Annotated in this window: 13 protein-coding genes; 6 read left to right on the top strand and 7 right to left on the bottom strand. The window is 76.9% G+C overall.

Annotation, left to right across the window (positions count from 1 at the left end):
• Positions 1-128: 128 nt before the first annotated feature.
• On the bottom strand, positions 129-1,097 hold the full coding sequence (locus tag RM844_RS11325; RefSeq protein WP_311666919.1) for an NmrA family NAD(P)-binding protein: 969 nt from the start codon (positions 1,095-1,097) through the stop codon (positions 129-131).
• 92 nt (positions 1,098-1,189) lie between these two features.
• Between RM844_RS11325 and RM844_RS11320 the strand changes: the two genes are divergently transcribed.
• Complete coding sequence (locus RM844_RS11320) at positions 1,190-2,143, top strand: AraC family transcriptional regulator (protein ID WP_311666955.1); 954 nt, start codon at positions 1,190-1,192, stop codon at positions 2,141-2,143.
• The gene (locus tag RM844_RS11315) at positions 2,143-2,634 is read left to right on the top strand and encodes a GNAT family N-acetyltransferase (RefSeq protein ID WP_394814480.1); all 492 of its coding nucleotides are present in this window, start codon (positions 2,143-2,145) and stop codon (positions 2,632-2,634) included. Before RM844_RS11320 ends, RM844_RS11315 begins: the two co-directional genes overlap by 1 nt.
• A gap of 57 nt (positions 2,635-2,691) precedes the next feature.
• Here the strand turns inward: RM844_RS11315 and RM844_RS11310 are convergent, their stop codons facing one another.
• The 4 genes from RM844_RS11310 to RM844_RS11295 form a co-directional block, all read right to left on the bottom strand.
• On the bottom strand, positions 2,692-4,155 hold the full coding sequence (locus RM844_RS11310; protein ID WP_311666917.1) for a bifunctional phosphatase PAP2/diacylglycerol kinase family protein: 1,464 nt from the start codon (positions 4,153-4,155) through the stop codon (positions 2,692-2,694).
• Positions 4,156-4,716: 561 nt separating this feature from the next.
• Positions 4,717-6,192 carry a hypothetical protein gene (locus tag RM844_RS11305; RefSeq protein ID WP_311666916.1) on the bottom strand — a complete coding sequence of 492 codons (1,476 nt, stop codon included), beginning with the start codon at positions 6,190-6,192 and terminating at the stop codon, positions 4,717-4,719.
• A 126-nt stretch (positions 6,193-6,318) separates the two neighbouring features.
• On the bottom strand, positions 6,319-6,687 hold the full coding sequence (locus tag RM844_RS11300; protein WP_311666915.1) for a cupin domain-containing protein: 369 nt from the start codon (positions 6,685-6,687) through the stop codon (positions 6,319-6,321).
• A gap of 62 nt (positions 6,688-6,749) precedes the next feature.
• Positions 6,750-8,849 carry a molybdopterin oxidoreductase family protein gene (locus RM844_RS11295; protein ID WP_311666914.1) on the bottom strand — a complete coding sequence of 700 codons (2,100 nt, stop codon included), beginning with the start codon at positions 8,847-8,849 and terminating at the stop codon, positions 6,750-6,752.
• A gap of 415 nt (positions 8,850-9,264) precedes the next feature.
• Between RM844_RS11295 and RM844_RS11290 the strand changes: the two genes are divergently transcribed.
• The 4 genes from RM844_RS11290 (at position 9,265) to RM844_RS11275 (ending at position 13,851) form a co-directional block, all read left to right on the top strand.
• On the top strand, positions 9,265-9,999 hold the full coding sequence (locus tag RM844_RS11290; protein WP_311666913.1) for a sirohydrochlorin chelatase: 735 nt from the start codon (positions 9,265-9,267) through the stop codon (positions 9,997-9,999).
• Positions 10,000-10,098: 99 nt separating this feature from the next.
• Positions 10,099-11,385, top strand: coding sequence for a deoxyguanosinetriphosphate triphosphohydrolase (locus RM844_RS11285; RefSeq protein WP_311666912.1), 1,287 nt, complete (start codon positions 10,099-10,101; stop codon positions 11,383-11,385).
• Between the two features lie 112 nt (positions 11,386-11,497).
• The gene (locus RM844_RS11280) at positions 11,498-12,805 is read left to right on the top strand and encodes an NAD(P)/FAD-dependent oxidoreductase (RefSeq protein ID WP_311666911.1); all 1,308 of its coding nucleotides are present in this window, start codon (positions 11,498-11,500) and stop codon (positions 12,803-12,805) included.
• A gap of 44 nt (positions 12,806-12,849) precedes the next feature.
• Positions 12,850-13,851: an Acg family FMN-binding oxidoreductase gene (locus RM844_RS11275; protein WP_311666910.1), complete on the top strand. Its 1,002-nt coding sequence runs from the start codon at positions 12,850-12,852 to the stop codon at positions 13,849-13,851.
• A 24-nt stretch (positions 13,852-13,875) separates the two neighbouring features.
• Here RM844_RS11275 and RM844_RS11270 read toward each other — a convergent pair whose 3' ends face one another.
• A complete protein-coding gene (locus RM844_RS11270) occupies positions 13,876-15,618 on the bottom strand; it encodes a pyruvate dehydrogenase (RefSeq protein ID WP_311666909.1) in 1,743 nt (580 codons plus the stop codon).
• Between the two features lie 47 nt (positions 15,619-15,665).
• Entirely contained in the window at positions 15,666-16,121 is a 456-nt protein-coding gene (locus tag RM844_RS11265) for a GNAT family N-acetyltransferase (RefSeq protein ID WP_311666907.1), read from the bottom strand.
• Between the last annotated feature and the right edge of the window lie 39 nt (positions 16,122-16,160).

Here is a 16,160-nt window from a genome sequence, read left to right as displayed (position 1 = left end):
GACGTTTCCCCGCGCATTGTCCCCACGACGTTCCCCCGCGGGCCTCAGAACCCCCAGGACGCCCGGGACGCCGTCCGCTTCGTCACGCTAACCGGACCCCGCCCGCCGGGCCGGCGACCACCGCCCGCTCAGGCCGTCGCCGCCGTCGCCGCCGTCGCGGCCGCCTCGGGCGCCGGCCAGGCGCCGGCGGTGGCGGCGCGGTGCGCGTAGGCGGCCAGGTCGCGGGCCGGGCGGCCCAGCACGGTCGGGATGTCGTCGCTGGTCGGGGTGTTGCGCCCGTCGAAGATCTCGGTGAACAGGTGGGTCAGCAGCTCGGCCTCCGCCGCCGGCAGCCCCAGCGCCACCAACTGCCGCCGGTAGGCGTCGGGTGCCACCGAGCGGAAGACCACCGGCCGGCCCAGCGCGGCCGACAGCGTCTCGGCCACCTCCGTCATGTCGAGCGCCCTGGGCCCGGTCAACGCGTAGACCCGGCCGGCGTGCCCGGGGCGGGTCAGGGCCGCCACCGCGACCTCGGCCAGGTCGTCGAGGTCCACGAACGGCTCGGCGGTGGTGGCCGGCACGGGCAGCGTGAAGGAGCCCCGGCGCACCTCCTCGGCGACGAACTCCTCGCTGAAGTTCTGCGCGAACCAACTGCCGCGCAGCACCGTCCACTCCAGGCCCGACGCGGTGACCGCGCGCTCCGAGTCGGCCGCCCACGGCATGCCGCGCCCGGAGAGCAACACCAGCCGGCGCACGCCCCGTTCGGCGGCGACCCGGGCGAAGCGCGCCAGTCGCTCGGCGGCGCCCGGGGCGGCGATGTCGGTGGGGTAGCTGAGGTAGACGGCCTCGATGTCGGTCAACACGGCCGGCCAGTCGGCCGGTTGGTCCCAGTCGAAGGCCGGGGAGCCGCCGCGCGAGCCGACCCGGGCGCCGGGCAGCAGGGCCGCGACCCGCCGGCCGCTCTTGCCGGTGCCGCCGACCACCAGCACCCGGCCGGCGTCGATCCGCCCGCCGCCGGAGTCGGTGCGGGACTCGGCGTCGGAGTCGGCGCGGGAGTCGGCTTCGGAGTCCGTGAAGGAGGGGGACGCGGTGCGTTCGGTACGTCGTGTCGTCGTCATGCCCCCAGTTCAGCGTCGGCCGGCCCGGCGGGCCATCGTCGAGGACCGCGGGGCCATACGCGAGCGTCCAGCCGGTGCCTAAGCTGTCCGGCATGGACCCGTTGACCAGCCTGCTGGAGGGCCCCCGAGCCAGGGGCGCGTTCCTGCTGCGCGCGCTGCTGAGCGCGCCCTGGGGCGTGCGGGTACGGGACGAGGCCCCGCTGACCCTGCTCTGCGTGGTGCGCGGCAGCGCCTGGCTGGTGCCGGACGGGGCGCCGCCCCGGCTGCTGACCGCCGGCTCGGTCGCCGTGCTGCGCGGACCGGCGCCCTACCGGGTGGCGGACCACCCGGAGCGCGCGCCGAACGCGGAGATCCTGCCCGGCGGGTGCAGCGTCGGCCCCGACGGCACCGACCTGTGCGAGACGCTCGACCTGGGCACCCGCACCTGGGGCACCGGGCCCGAGGCCACCGACGAACTGCTCATCGGCACCTACCCGTTCCCCAGCGAGGTGACCGGCGGGCTGCTGCACGCGCTGCCCCCGGTGCTCTCCCTGACGCCGCACGAGTGGGACCACGCGCTGCTGCCGCTGCTCGGCACCGAGATCACCCGCGAGGCGCCGGCCCAGGACGTGGTGTTGGGGCGGGTGTTGGACCTGCTGTTGATCTCGGTGCTGCGCGCCTGGTTCGAGAGCCCGCGCAGCGAGCCGCCCGGCTGGTACCTGGCGCACGCCGACCCGGTGGTCGGCCCGGCCCTGCGGCTGCTGCACGAACACCCGGCGCACCCGTGGACGGTGGCCGGGCTGGCCGCCAAGGTCGGCGTCTCCAGGGCCGCGCTGGCCCGTCGCTTCAGCGAACTGGTCGGCCGCCCGCCGATGGCACACCTGACCGACCGGCGGCTGGACCTGGCCGCCGAGCTGCTCGGCGACCCGACCAGCACACTCGCCTCGGTGGCCCGGCAGGTCGGTTACGGTAGCGCCTTCGCGCTGAGCACCGCGTTCAAACGGGAACGCGGAATCTCCCCGCGCGACCACCGGCAGGTGGTCGCGCCCGAGCCGGACGGCCCTTGATGACTGCTGTGCACCTGCGAACCGCCACCGAAGAGGACCTGCCCTTCCTCACCGATGCCCTGCTGCTCGCCTACGACTGGACGGGTGCGGAGAGGTTCAGCCGGGAGGAGCTGCTGGCCGACCCGAACGCCGCGCACTACGTGGTCGGTTGGCCGGCGCCCGGCGAGTTCGGCGTGCTGGCCGAGGACCCGGCGACCGGCGTGCCGGTCGGGGCGGCCTGGGCCAGGCTGCTGCCGGCCGACGACCCCGGCTACGGCTATGTGGCGCCAGACGTACCGGAGTTGACGCTGGGCGTGGTGCCCGACTGGCGCGGGCGCGGGGTGGGGAAGGCGCTGCTGGACGCCCTGCTGGCGGCGGCCGTGGAGCATGGCCACCGCCGGATCAGCCTCAGCGTGGAGGACGGCAACCGGGCCGTCGAGCTGTACCGGTCGCGCGGCTTCACCCCGGTGGGCCGGGTCGGCGGCGCGGACACCATGCTGCGGGAGCTGTGACCGCCGGCCGCGCGCCGGGGCGCCCCCGCCGGCGCGCCCCGGGCCACCCGGGGACGGCTACCCGCGGCGGTAGACGGTGAGCGGCCGGGGGTGCTTGTCCACCAGCAGGTCGCTCGGGGCCGGGCCCGCCTCGCCGTCGTAGGCCAGTGAGTCACCCGGCCGCAGGCCGGACAGCCGCAGCCGGGGCAGCCGGGCCGCCGCGTACACCCCGGAGTTGCCGAGCGTGCCGGTGAGCGCGGCCAGCACCACCCGGGTGCGGGCCAGCCGGCGGTCGGCCCGCACGGTGCGCACGTCGAGCAGCCCGTCGTCCAGCTGGGTGCGGTGCGCCGGCGCGAAGCCCTCGGGGGAGTAGAGGCCGTTGCCCGCGAAGAGCAGCCACAGCCGCTGGGGGCGGCCGTTGATCTCCACCTCGATCGGCTCGCCGGTGCGCAGCACCCGGGCCAACGAGACCACCGCGGACGGCCACTTGCCGATCCGGTCCTCCCACCGCTCCCTGGTCCGCACCAGCTCGGGGTAGAGCCCGACGCTGAAGGTGTTGACGAAGTGCGTGGTGGGGCCGTCGGCGCGGCCGACCGGCCGGACCCGCGCCAGGTCCACGGCCATCGCCCGGCCCTCGACAACCGCCGCCACGGTGTCGTCGAAGGTGTGTATCCCGGTGTCCAGCGCGAAGTGGTTGAGCGTGCCGCCGGGGAAGACGGCCAGCGGCAGCCCGCGTGCCACCGCGCGGGCCGCGGCCGCGTTGACACTGCCGTCGCCGCCGCAGACGCCGAGCGCACCGCCGCGCTCGGCGGCCCGCTCGGCCGCCGCGTCCAGCATCGCCAGCAGGTCCTCGCCGTCCGTCCGCTCCACCACCTCGGCCTCGGGCAGCAGCTCGCGCAGCCGGGCGGCGTCCGAACCGCCCTGTCCCGCGCTCTCGTTGACCACCACCACCAGCCCGGCGCCGGCCGGCAGGGCCGGCGCGGCGGCCGACCGCCTGGGCAGCGCGGTCGCCACCGGGCGACCCGGCCACCAGCGGTGGGTCAGCAGCGCGGCGCCCACCCCGAGGGCGCAGCCGACCAGCACGTCGGCCGGGTAGTGCACCCCGACGTAGACCCGGGAGGCGGCGACCGCCGCCGCCACCGGGGCCACGGCGGCGCCCAGCGCGCCGGACTCCAGGGCCACGCCGGTGGCGAAGGCCGCGGCCGAGGCGGCGTGCCCGGACGGGAAGGAACTGGTGCGCGGCGACCTGAGGGGCCGGCGGGCCAGCGGCACCCCGTCGATCAGCGGGCGCTCCCGGCGGGCCGCGTACTTCACGAAGACGTTGGTGGTCAGCGAGGCCAGCGCCAGGGCGGCCACCCCGCGCGCCGCCGCCCGCCGGCCCGGCCGCCCGCCGAGGGCGGCCAACGCACCGGCCGAGGCCAGCCAGAGCCGACTGCGGTCGGCCGCCTGGCTCAGCCGCGGCAACACCGCCTGTACACCCGGCGGCTCGGCCGCCGCCACCCGCGCGAAGACCTTCCGGTCCCACCGCCCCAGTGTGCTCATCGTCCGCCGCGCTCCTCCCGGTCGGCTGCTGCCGCGCGAACGAACGTACCCCGAACCGGCCGGATCACGTCCGCACGCCCCTCGCCGGGGCCGGCGTGCAGGGACGCCTGGCCGGAGCCAGGCACGCCCGGCCGGTCGTCGGCGCCGGGGGACGTCTGGTCGGGCCGGCCCTGGTTCACGTCCCTCGCCGGGGGCCGGCCTGCGCCCCGCCCCGCCTGCGCCAGGCACGCCCGGCCGGCTGTCGGTCCAGAGACGGCTGCTTGGGGCCGGCGTCGGCCTCGCCTGGCCGGCCGCTGGCCGGACGCACGCCTGGCCGGATCCGGCGCCAGAGGTGCCTTGCCGGCCGCCGGTATCAGGGACGCCTGGTTGGCACAGGCGTCAGCCACGCCTCACCGGGGCCAGCCGGAGGCACCCCCGCCGGCCCGCAGGCGCGCCTCGCCGGGGCCCGCGTCAACGACGCCTCGCCTGGCCGGCCGCTGGCCGGAGGCACGCCTGGCCGGATCCGGCGCCAGAGGTGCCTTGCCGGCCGCCGGTCTGCGCCCCGCCTCGCCGGGGCCCGCGTCAGCCACGCCCCGCCTGGGCCGACCGGGCCGTCTCCGGGGGTGGGCCCAGCAGGTCCAGCCGGCGGCGCCTGGTGTGCCCGTCGTTGGCGGAGAGCAGCGCCGTGCCGAGCAGCACCGCCGCGCTGCCGCCGCCGAGCCAGCCGGGCAGCGCCAGCGTCGGCTCGCGACGGCTGGGCGACACCCGGTCCTCCGGGTCGTGGAAGACCTGGATCCGCTGCCCGAGGTCCAGCGACCGGCAGCCGTGCAGCTTCTGCGACAGGGACGCGCCCAGCCGGCCGTCCGCCTCGACCAGCCGCAGCCCGCAGGTGGTGCCGCCGCGCGGCCTCGTCGTCTGGCTGACCACCTCGGCCGTGGCCCACTCGCCCCGGTCCCGCAGCGCCAACTCCCGGTAGCCCTGCCAGGAGATGATGGCCAGGGCGATGCCCGCGACACCGAAGATGACCAGCAGCCAGACCCGGCTGCCGTAGTGCGTCAACTCCATGAGCAGCAGCACCAGGTAGCCGACCAGCAGCGCCAACAGCGGCCAGACCAGCCGGTCGTCGAGCCGGCTCGGGAGGACCATGGTGAGCACCGCGAGGCCGCAGCCGACCAGGCCGAGCAGCGCGGTCAGCGACAGCAGCGGCCCCCGGGCGAGGCTCGGTATCCACCGGCGCAGCCCGGGGCTGAGCCGGTGCGCGGCCGGCGGCTCGGCGGTGCTGCGGTACTCCGCGTAGAGCTGCCGCCGGCGGCCCTCGTAGCTGTCGGGCGGGGGGCCCGGCGGCTCGGCCGGCCCCGGCATGCCGAACGGCGACCGGCCCGGCGCCGGCAACCGCCCCGGATAGGCGCCCCGCCCGGGATACGGCGGCCCCGGCGGGCGGTGCCGGGAGCGGTGCCGGAACGTCCTGGCCAGGCCGAAGACGGAGTACACCAGCAGCACCGCGCCCCAACAGAGCACCCCCACCGCCCGGTAGCCGTCCGCGCCGGGCGCGGACGAGCCCCAGGTGGCGTCGCGCACGCCGACGCCGACGCAGACCAGGCCGAAGAACAGGCCCACGCCGGAGACCACGCCCCACAGCGCGCGCCGGCCCGCCATCGAGGGCGCGGCCGCCGGGTGGGCGCGCAGCTGCTCGGCCAACCACCGGCTGGCCCGGTGGGCCCGGCGCGTCAGCAGGACGATCCCGACGGTGGTGGGGGCCAGCAGCAGCGGCCCCATCACCAGGCCGACCAGCGCGCCGTCCGAGTCCCCCGTGGCGTGCGACTCACTGGCCGTCACGAAGACGAGGGCGCTGAAGCAGAGCGCCAGGGCCAGTGTCATATGCCCGAGCAGGCGCAGCGGCGACAGCACCCCGCGCAGCTTCTCGGCGACCGCGTCGCCGACCTCGGGCGGCACCCCGGGGGGATGCCTCAGGCCCCCCGCCGGGGCGGGCAACGGCGGTGGCCACGGCGGTAGTTGTGCCGTCTCGTGCGCGTCCTGCTGCCAGTGCTGCCTGTCCATGGTGACCCCAACGCCCCCCGAGTCGTCGCTGAGGGTCACCTTATCGGCCGCCTATGACAACGGCCCATACCTCTTGACATCCGGACACAGGCGACTTGACAACCCGTCCGCGGCCACCTCCCGTGCCTACTCGGGCCCGGCGGTCCGCCGGGTGTCGTAGACCACCACCGGCTCCGGGGTGGCCGTCACCGAGGTGAGCAGCACCACCGCGTCGCTCACCGCCGTCAGGTCGTGACGCTCCTGCGGCACCTTGGCCACCTGCCCGGCGCGCAGCGCCACGTCCTCGCCGCCCCAGCGGACCCGCACCTCACCGCGCAGCACCTGGAGGCTCGCCGCCGGCGGCGCCTCGTGCTCCTCCAGCCGGGCCCCGCCGGCCAGCGCGATCACGCTCTGCCGCAACGGGCCGTCCCGCAGGAAGAGATGGGCGCTGCGGCCGTGCTCGGCCCGCAGGGCCTGGGCCAGGTGCTCGTCGGCGAGCCGGGTCAGGTCGTTCATGGGGTCCATGCTGCCCGCCCCACGGGCCGCCGCAACCGGGCCGCGTCCGACACCCGCCCCGGTCAGCGCCCGTCGGCCAGCTCCACCCGCACCGCACACACCTTGAACTCCGGCATCCTGGACGTCGGATCGAGTGCCGGGTTCGTCAACGTGTTGGCCCGCCCCTCACCCGGCCAGTGGAACGGCATGAAGACCGTGTCGGGCCGGATGTCCGCGCTGATCCGGGCCGGCGCCACCGCCCGGCCCCGCCGCGAGACCACCGCCAGCCGGTCCCCCTCGGCCGCCCCCAGCCGCGCCGCCAGCCGCGGGTGCAGCTGCACGAACGGCCCCGGCGCCGCCGCGTTCAGCTCCGCCACCCGCCGGGTCTGGGCGCCCGACTGGTACTGCGCCAGCACCCGCCCGGTGGTCAGCAGCACCGGGTAGTCGGCGTCCGGCTCCTCCGCCGACGGGCGGTGGCTGACCGGCGCGAACCTGGCCCGCCCGTCCTCGGTGGCGAACCGGTCCAGGAACAGCCGGGGCGTCCCCGGGTGCGGCGCCTCGCCGGGCCCGGCCGCCGGGCACGGCCAGAACACCCCGTCCTCCTCGACGATCCGCCGGTAGCTGATCCCCGAGTAGTCGGCCTTCCCGCCCGCCGAGGCGCGCCGCAGCTCGGCGAAGACCTCCGCCGGGTCGGTCGGGAAGCCCCGGTCCCAACCCAGCCGCGCGGCCAGCGCGTTGAGCACCTCCAGATCGGACCGGCAGCCCGGCGGCGGGTCCACCGCGCGGCGCCGCAGCAGCACCCGGCCCTCCAGGTTGGTCAGCGTCCCGGTCTCCTCGGCCCACTGGGTCACCGGCAGCACCACGTCCGCCAGCCGCGCGCTCTCCGAGAGCACCACGTCGCAGACCGCCAGGAAGTCCAGCGCCCGCATCCGCTCCTCGACATGCGCCGCGCGGGGCGCCGAGACCACCGGGTTGGAGGCCAGCAGCAGCAACGCCCGCACCCCGTCGGGCGTGTCCCGGCCCAGCGCGTCCAGCAGCTCGTAGGCGCTGCGACCCGGGCCGGGCAACGTGTCGGGGGACACCCCCCACACCCCGGCCACATGTTCCCGTGCCGCCTGGTCGGCCAGCATCCGGTAGCCGGGCAGCTGGTCGGCCTTCTGGCCGTGCTCCCGGCCGCCCTGCCCGTTGCCCTGGCCGGTCAGGCAGCCGTAGCCGGACAGTGGCCGGCCGGCCCGGCCGGTGGCCAGGCACAGGTTGATCCAGGCACCGACCGTGTCGGTGCCCTTGGCCTGCTGCTCCGGGCCCCTGGCGGTCAGCACCATCGCCGACTCGGGCGCGCAGAACAGTTCGACGGCCGCCCGCAGCCGCGGCACCGGCACCCCGGTGATCCGCTCCACCAGCTCGGGCCAGTGCGCCATGGCCGCCGCCCGGGCCGCCGGCCAGCCGCTGGTCCGGGCCGCCACGAACGCCTCGTCCACCCGCCCCTCGGCCACCACCAGGTGCAGCAGCCCGAGTGCCAGCGCCAGGTCGGTGCCGGGGCGCGGCGCCAGGTGCAGGTCCGCCTGCTCGGCCGTCCTGGTGCGCCGGGGGTCGACGACGATCAGCGTGCCGCCGTTCTCCCGCAGCTCCGTCAGGTAGCGCAGCGCCGGCGGCATGGTCTCGGCCAGGTTGGAGCCGACCAGGATCACGCAGCCGGTGCGCGGGATGTCGGCCAGCGGGAACGGCAGCCCGCGGTCGACCCCGAAGGCCCGGTTGCCGGCCGCCGCGGCCGACGACATGCAGAACCTGCCGTTGTAGTCGATCTGCGACGAGCCCAGCACCAGGCGGGTGAACTTGCCCAGCGCGTACGCCTTCTCGTTGGTCAGCCCGCCGCCGCCGAACACCCCGACGGCGTCCGCCCCGTGCCGCCCCCGGACGCCGGCCAGGCCGGCCGCGACCCTATCCAGCGCGGTGTCCCAGTCGGCCGGCACCAGCTCGCCGCTGGCCGGGTCGCGGACCAGCGGCTCGGTCAGCCGCACCGCCTTCGCCAGCACCTCGGGCGCGGTGCGGCCCTTCCCGCACAGCGCGCCCCGGTTGACCGGGAACGCGGTCCGCTCCCGCACCTCGACCCCGCCGGCCGAGCCGGCCAGCGGCGCCAACCGCATCCCGCACTGCAGCGCGCAGTACGGACAGTGCGTGTCCACGCCGGGCTCCGCCGGGGCGGCCGTGGTCGGTTCCGGCCCGGGGGTCCCCCCGGGACCCACGGCTGGGTCGCCCCCGAGGCCCACCCGGGGCTCCGCCCCGGGCGGTTCCCCGGCGGCCGTCCCGGGGTCCGTTCCGGCCTCGGTGCCGGGGGCAGCTCCGGGGGCCGTCCCGGGGTCCGGCCCGGTGGCCGCGTGCGGGGCGCGGTGCGGGGCGGAGCCGGGGACGGGCTTGCTGGGGCGGGGGGCGCGGCTCATGGGGTCATGCTGCGGGGCCCGTGTTACGGACCGGAGCGCCCCGCGTTACCCGTCGGCGGCGCCCCGCTCAGCCGCCGCCCGGGCCGGTGGTGAGCAGCCGCGCCCCGGGCTGTGACGCCTCGGCAACACGGTGGCAACGTCCCGGGCGCAGGCTGGCCGCATGATCGACCGCAGCCTGCCCACCCTGGTCGCCGTGGCGCACGGGTCGCCCGACCCGCGGGCCGAGCCCGCCGTGCGCGCGTTGGCCCGGCTGGTGCGCGCGCTGCGCCCCTCGGTCCCGGTGGAGCTGGCGCACCTGGACAACGACCGGCCGCGGCTGGCGGACACCCTGGCCCGGCTGCGCGGCTCGGCGGTGCTGGTGCCGCTGCTCTTCAGCCGGGGCTTCCACGTCAAGCACGACATACCGGGCGCGCTGGCGCCGGTCGCCGACCGGCTGCGGGCCACCGTCGCCGGCTCGCTCGGCCCGCACCCGCTGCTCGCCGAGGCGCTGCACAGCCGGCTGGTGGAGGCCGGCTACCGGCCGGGCAGCGCCGTGGTGCTGGCCGCCGCCGGGTCCAGCGACCCGGAGTCGGCCGCCGGCACCGCCTACACGGCGGCGATGCTGTCCACCCGGCTGGGCGGGGTGCCGGTGCTGCCGGCCTACGCCTCGGCCGCCACCCCGACGGTGCCGGACGCGGTCGCCGCGCTGCGCGCCCAAGGGCACCGGGAGGTCGCGCTGGCCTCCTGCTTCACCGCGCCCGGCCAGTTCGCCGAGCGCTGCGCCCGGGCCGCGCCCGGCGTGGTGGCCGCGCCGCTGGGCAGTCACCCGGCGCTGGCCCGGCTGGTGCTGCACCGCTACGACCAGGCGCGGCGCGCCGCCAACCCGGCCGCCGCGCTCGCCGCCACCGCCGGCTGACCGGGGCCCAGGACCGTCGCCCGACGGCCACCGGCCGGTCACGGCGGTGCCCCGCCCCGGACGGCGCCCGGCCGGCCGGCCGGGGTTACGGTCGGGGGTATGAACGGTATCGGCGGTGATGACCCGCACGCGGCGGAGCGGTTCGACGAGGAGCCGGACAAGCGGCCCGGCCGCACCGCCTTCCAGCGGGACCGGGCCCGCGTGCAGCACTCCGCCGCGCTGCGCCGCCTCGCCGGCAAGACCCAGGTCGTGACGTTGGACGAGGCCGCCACCCGGCAGGACTGGGACGCGGCGCCCCGCACCCGGCTGACCCACTCCCTGGAGTGCGCCCAGATCGGCCGCGACCTGGGCACGGCCTTCGGCTGCGACCCGGACGTGGTGGAGGCCGCCTGCCTGGCGCACGACCTGGGGCACCCGCCGTTCGGCCACAACGGGGAGCGGGTGCTCAACCGGGTGGCCGCCGACTGCGGCGGCTTCGAGGGCAACGCCCAGTCGCTGCGACTGCTGACCCGGCTGGAGCCGAAGCGGCTGGTGGCCGCCGAGGACGGCGCCCCGCCGCGCTCGTTCGGGCTGAACCTGACCCGGGCCACCCTGGACGCGGCGACCAAGTACCCGTGGCCGCGCGGCCTGCACCCGGCCGAGCCGGACTCGCCGAAGTACGGCGTCTACGACGACGACCTGCCGGTCTTCGACTGGCTGCGGGAGGGCGCGCCGGCCGGCCGGCGGTGCTTCGAGGCGCAGGTGATGGACTGGTCGGACGACGTGGCCTACTCGGTGCACGACGTGGAGGACGGGCTGCACGCGGGCCATCTGGACCCGGCGGCGCTGCTGGCCGCCCCCGAGCGGTCGGCGGTGCTCGCGGTGGCGGCCCGCCGCTACGCTCCGCCCGGCACGGCCGAGGCCGAGCTGGCCGAGGCGCTGGACCGGCTGCTCGGCCAGGAGTGGTGGCCGCACGGCTACGACGGGGGCGCGCTGGCTCAGGCCCGGTTGAAGGACGCCACCAGCCAGCTGATCGGCCGGTTCTGTCTGGCCGCCGAGCACGCCACCCGGGACCGGTTCGGGCCGGGGCCGCTGCGCCGCTACGCGGCCGACCTGGTGGTGCCGCGCGGCGTCCGGCTGGAGTGCGCGGTGCTCAAGGCGGTGGCCGACGTGCACGTGATGCAGCGCCCGGAGCACTCCCGGGCGCGCGGCGAACAGCGTGCGCTGCTTGAGGAGTTGAGTGAAGCACTGGCCCGGCGCGCGCCGGTCGGTCTGGACCCCCAGTACCGGGCGCTGTTCACCGCGGCGCCGGACGACCGGGCCGGGCGACGCGTGCTGGTCGACCAGATAGCGGCGCTGACCGACGCGGCGGCGCGGGCCCGCCACCGCCTGTTGACGGGCGGCTGACCGGCCCCTGACGCGGCCCGGCGCGGTTGACCGCCCTCTTCCGGTGCCGCGCCGGGTGGGGCAGGCTCCTTGGGGGTGGTGGTCGACACCGGGCCGGTCAGGGAGGCAGTGCGTGGACGGGACACAGACGTTCGTCATCATCGGTGGTGGGCTCGCGGGCGCGAAGGCGGCCGAGACGCTGCGCGCCGAGGGGTTCGGCGGGCGGGTCATACTGATTGGCGACGAGCACGAACAGCCCTACGAGCGGCCCCCGTTGTCGAAGGCCTACCTCGCCGGCCGGGCCGAGCGGGACAGTGTCTTCGTGCACCCGGCCGGCTGGTACGCGGCGCACCGGGTGGAGCTGCACCTGGGGCAGCCGGCGGTGGCGATCGACCGGGAGCGGCGGGAGGTCAGGCTGGGTGACGGCACCCGGCTGCCCTACGACGCGCTGCTGCTGACCACCGGCGCCGAGCCGCTCCGGCTGGGCATTCCGGGGACCGAGCTGGCCGGGGTGCACCACCTGCGGCGGCTGGCGCACGCCGACCACCTGCGGGGGGTGCTCACCGGCCCGGGCCGGGACGAGGACCCGCTGGTGATCGCGGGTGCCGGCTGGGTCGGGCTGGAAGTGGCGGCGGCGGCCAGCGAGTTGGGCGTGCCGGTGGTGGTGGTCGAGCCGGCGCCCGGGCCGCTGCACCGGGTGCTCGGCCCGGAGCTGGGCGAGGTGCTGGCCGGGCTGCACACCGAGCACGGGGTGCGGTTCAGGTTCGGCGAGCGGCTGGCCTCGATCGAGGGCCGGGACGGGATCGTCGCCGGGGTGCGCACCACGTCCGGGGAGCGGCTGCCGGCGCGCGCCGTGCTGGCCGCGATCGGCGCCAGGCCGCGCACCTCGCTGGCCGCCTCGGCCGGCCTGGCGCTGGCCGACGAGGGCGTCGGCGGGATCGCGGTGGACGCCGCGCTGCGCACCAGCGACCCGCGGATCTTCGCGGCCGGCGACGTGGCGGCGCAGGAGCTGGGGCACGGCGGGGACCGGCGCCGGGTGGAGCACTGGGCGAACGCGCTGCACGCCGGCCCGGCGGCGGCCCGGGCGATGCTCGGCCAGGAGGTGGTCTTCGACCGGGTGCCGTACTTCTTCTCCGACCAGTACGACATGGGCCTGGAGTACTCGGGCTGGGCGCCGGCCGGCGACTACGACCGGGTGGTGTGGCGCGGGGACGTGGCGAAGCGGACCTTCGTGGCGTTCTGGCTGCGCGGCGGGCGGGTGCTGGCCGGCCTGAACATGAACGTCTGGGACGTCACCGACGCGGTGCAGCGGCTGATCCGCTCCGGGCGGCGGGTCGACCCGGCGGCGCTGGCCGACCCGGCCGTCCCGCTGACCGCGCTGCTGCCCGACGAGCCGAGCGGGGAGGCCGCCGGGGAGGCGGGATCGGGCGGAGCGGGATAGAAAGGGCGTGACGGAGAGCCAGCGGCGCCCGCGCGGGAGGTGTGGTGTCCACCGAGAGCCCCTCGCCGGGCGCCGTGTCCCGGCTGGTGGAGGCCGCCACCGCGGCCCCCTCGCTGCACAACGCGCAGCCCTGGCGGTTCCGCTGGCTGGCCGACCGCGGGCTGCTGGAGCTGCGGGCCGCGATGGACCGGTGCCTGCCGCACTCCGACCCGCACGGGCGGGCGCTGCACATGGGCTGCGGCGCCGCGCTGTTCAACCTGCGGGCCGCCGCCGCCGAGGCCGGCTGGTGGCCGGCGTGCCAGGTGCTGCCCGACCCGTACGACCCGCGGCTGCTGGCCACGGTGCGGCTGGGCCGGCCGCCGGCCGAGCCCGACCCGCCGGCCGAGCCGGACGCGGCGCGGGCGGCCGAGCTGGCGGCGCTGTCCGGACTGGCCGGCGAGATCCGGCGCCGGCACACCAGCCGCCAGCCCTACTCGGCCGAACGGGTCCCCGACCCGGTCCGGGCCGAGCTGCGGGCGGCGGCCGAACGGGAGGGCGGGCAGCTGCTGTTCGCCTCGCCCTGGCACGCCACCGCGGTGCTCGAACTGGCCGGGGACGCGGAGGGCCGGGACTACGCCGACCCGGGGCGGCTGACCGAGCTGGCCGGCTGGACCGAGCTGCCCGACCCGGACACCCCGACCGGCGACCAGGCCCACCAGCCGGCCCCGGTGCGGGACTTCGCCGGCCGGCGGGCGCCGACCGGGCGGGAGCCGGCCGGCGCCGAGGGCCCGCCGCCGCAGCTGGCGCTGCTGAGCACGGCGGAGGACCGGCCGGCCGACTGGGTGCGCGCCGGGCAGGCGCTGGAACGGGTGCTGCTGGTGGCGACGGCGCACCGGCTGTCGGCCTCCGTCAGCTCCGAGTCGCTGGCCTGGAGCGCGCTGGGCTGGACGGCGCGGGACCCGCTGGTGCCGGCCGGCCAGGTGCACGCCGTGCTGCGGCTCGGCTACGGCGCGCCGGCCCCGGCCACCCCACGGCTGCCCACCCACCAGGTGCTCGACCTGCGCTGACCGCCGCCGGCGCCGGACCGGCTCTCAGGGCCTGGGCACGTTGCGCAGGTTGGAACGGGCCAGCTGCGCCATCCGGCCGACGCCGCCGGACAGCACCATCCGCCCGGCGGAGAGCGCGAAGCCGGTGACCATCTCGGCCTTGATCTTCGGCGGGATGGACAGCGCGTTCGGGTCGGTGACCACGTCGACCAGCGCCGGGCCCTGGTGCCGGAACGCGTCGCGCAGCGCCTTCCGCAGCTCCTTGGGCTTCTCCACCCGGGTGGCCCGCACCCCGACCGCCTCGGCCAGCGCCGCGAAGTCCGGGTTCCGGTAGCCGGTGCCGAACGCCGGCAGCCCGCTGACCATCATCTCCAGCTCGACCATGCCGAGGGAGGAGTTGTTGAAGAGCACCACCTTCACCGGCAGGTCGTACTGGACCAGGGTGAGGAAGTCGCCCAGCAGCATGGTGAAGCCGCCGTCGCCGGAGAGCGAGACCACCTGCCGCCCCCGGTCCAGGAACTGGGCGCCGATCGCCTGCGGCAGGGCGTTGGCCATCGAGCCGTGCCGGAAGGAGCCGATCACCCGGCGCCGGCCGTTGGGCGTCAGGTAGCGGGCGGCCCAGACGTTGCACATCCCGGTGTCCACGGTGAACACCGCGTCGTCGGCGGCCTCCGCGTCCAGCACCGAGGCCACGTACTCGGGGTGGATCGGGGTGTGCCGCTCCACCTTGCGGGTGTAGGCGTGCACCACCCCCTCCAGCGCCTCCACGTGCTTCTTCAGCATCCGGTCCAGGAAGCGGCGGCTGGTCTTCTCCTTGACCCGCGGGGTGAGGCAGCGCAGCGTCTCCCGGACGTCGCCCCAGACGCCCAGGTCCAGCTTGGAGCGCCGGCCCAGGTGCTCGGGGCGGACGTCGACCTGCGCGATCCGCACGTCGTCCGGGAGGAAGGCGTTGTACGGGAAGTCGGTGCCCAGCAGGATCAGCAGGTCGCACTCGTGGGTGGCCTCGTAGGCCGCGCCGTAGCCGAGCAGGCCGCTCATGCCCACGTCGAACGGGTTGTCGTACTGGATGAACTCCTTGCCGCGCAGCGCGTGCCCGACCGGCGCCTTGACGCGTTCGGCGAACTCCATCACCTCCCGGTGCGCCCCGGCCACCCCGTGGCCGCAGAACAGGGTGACCCGCTTGGCCTCGTCGACCAGCTCGACGAGCCGGTCGAGCTGCTCGTCCGAGGGGCGGACGGTGGGTCGGGCGGTGACCAGGGCGTGCTCCTCGGCCCGCTCGGGTACCTGCTGGGCGGCGATGTCCCCGGGCAGCGCCACGACGCTGACCCCGCCCCGGCCGATGGCGTGCTGGATCGCGGTCTGGAGCACCCGGGGCATCTGCGCGCGGTGCGAGATCAGCTCGCAGTAGTGGCTGCACTCCACGAAGAGCCGCTCGGGGTGGGTCTCCTGGAAGTAGCTGGTGCCGATCTCGGCGCTGGGGATGTGCGAGGCCAGCGCCAGCACCGGCGCCATCGAACGGTGCGCGTCGTAGAGGCCGTTGATCAGGTGCAGGTTGCCCGGGCCACAGGAGCCGGCGCAGGCCGCCAGCACGCCGGTGAGCTGGGCCTCGGCGCCGGCCGCGAAGGCGGCGGTCTCCTCGTGCCGGACCTGGATCCAGTCGATGCCCCGGGTGCGGCGGACCGCGTCCACGACCGGGTTGAGGCTGTCCCCGACCACCCCGTACAGCCGTTTCACCCCGGACCGCACCAGTGTCTCCACCAGCTGCTCCGCCACCGTCTGTTTGGCCATGGCCTGCGACCCACCTCTCGGACGTTCCCTGCCGACAAGGGGGCAATTTATCCCGAATGCACGATTTTTCGGGTGAAGACCAGGTGTGGCCCCACCCCCTCGATCACGAACTCCTCGCCCGCGACCGCGAATCCCTGCCGCTCGTAGAAGCCCCGCGCCCCGGTGCGCCCGTTGCACCACAGCAGCCGGGCGCCGCGCGCGCCGGCCGTCTCGCTCGCCGCCGCCAGCACCGCCACCCCGAAGCCGCGCCCGCGCACCGCCGGATCGCTCGCCATCCCCCGGAACCGCCAGGCCGGCGCCGGCTGCCCGGGCAGCGGGTCGGGGAACAGCGTCACGCAGGCCAGCACCCGCTCCCCGGCCCCCTCGTAGGCCGCCAGGTGCACCGTCTCCCGGCGGCGGTCCTCCACGAACTCGGCACTCTCCCTGGGCAGTCCGGGGCGCAGCACCGCCCAGCGCAGCGGGATGATCTCGGCGGCGTCCACCACCGCGGTCCTGATCGTCATACCGGTCAACGTACTCCGCGCCCGGGTGCCGCCCGCGCT

It is taken from the genome of Streptomyces chisholmiae (assembly GCF_031845445.1).
Classification (GTDB): domain Bacteria; phylum Actinomycetota; class Actinomycetes; order Streptomycetales; family Streptomycetaceae; genus Streptomyces; species Streptomyces chisholmiae.
Note: the sequence above shows the minus strand (reverse complement) of the source record. Positions and strands in the feature narration are given on the sequence as shown.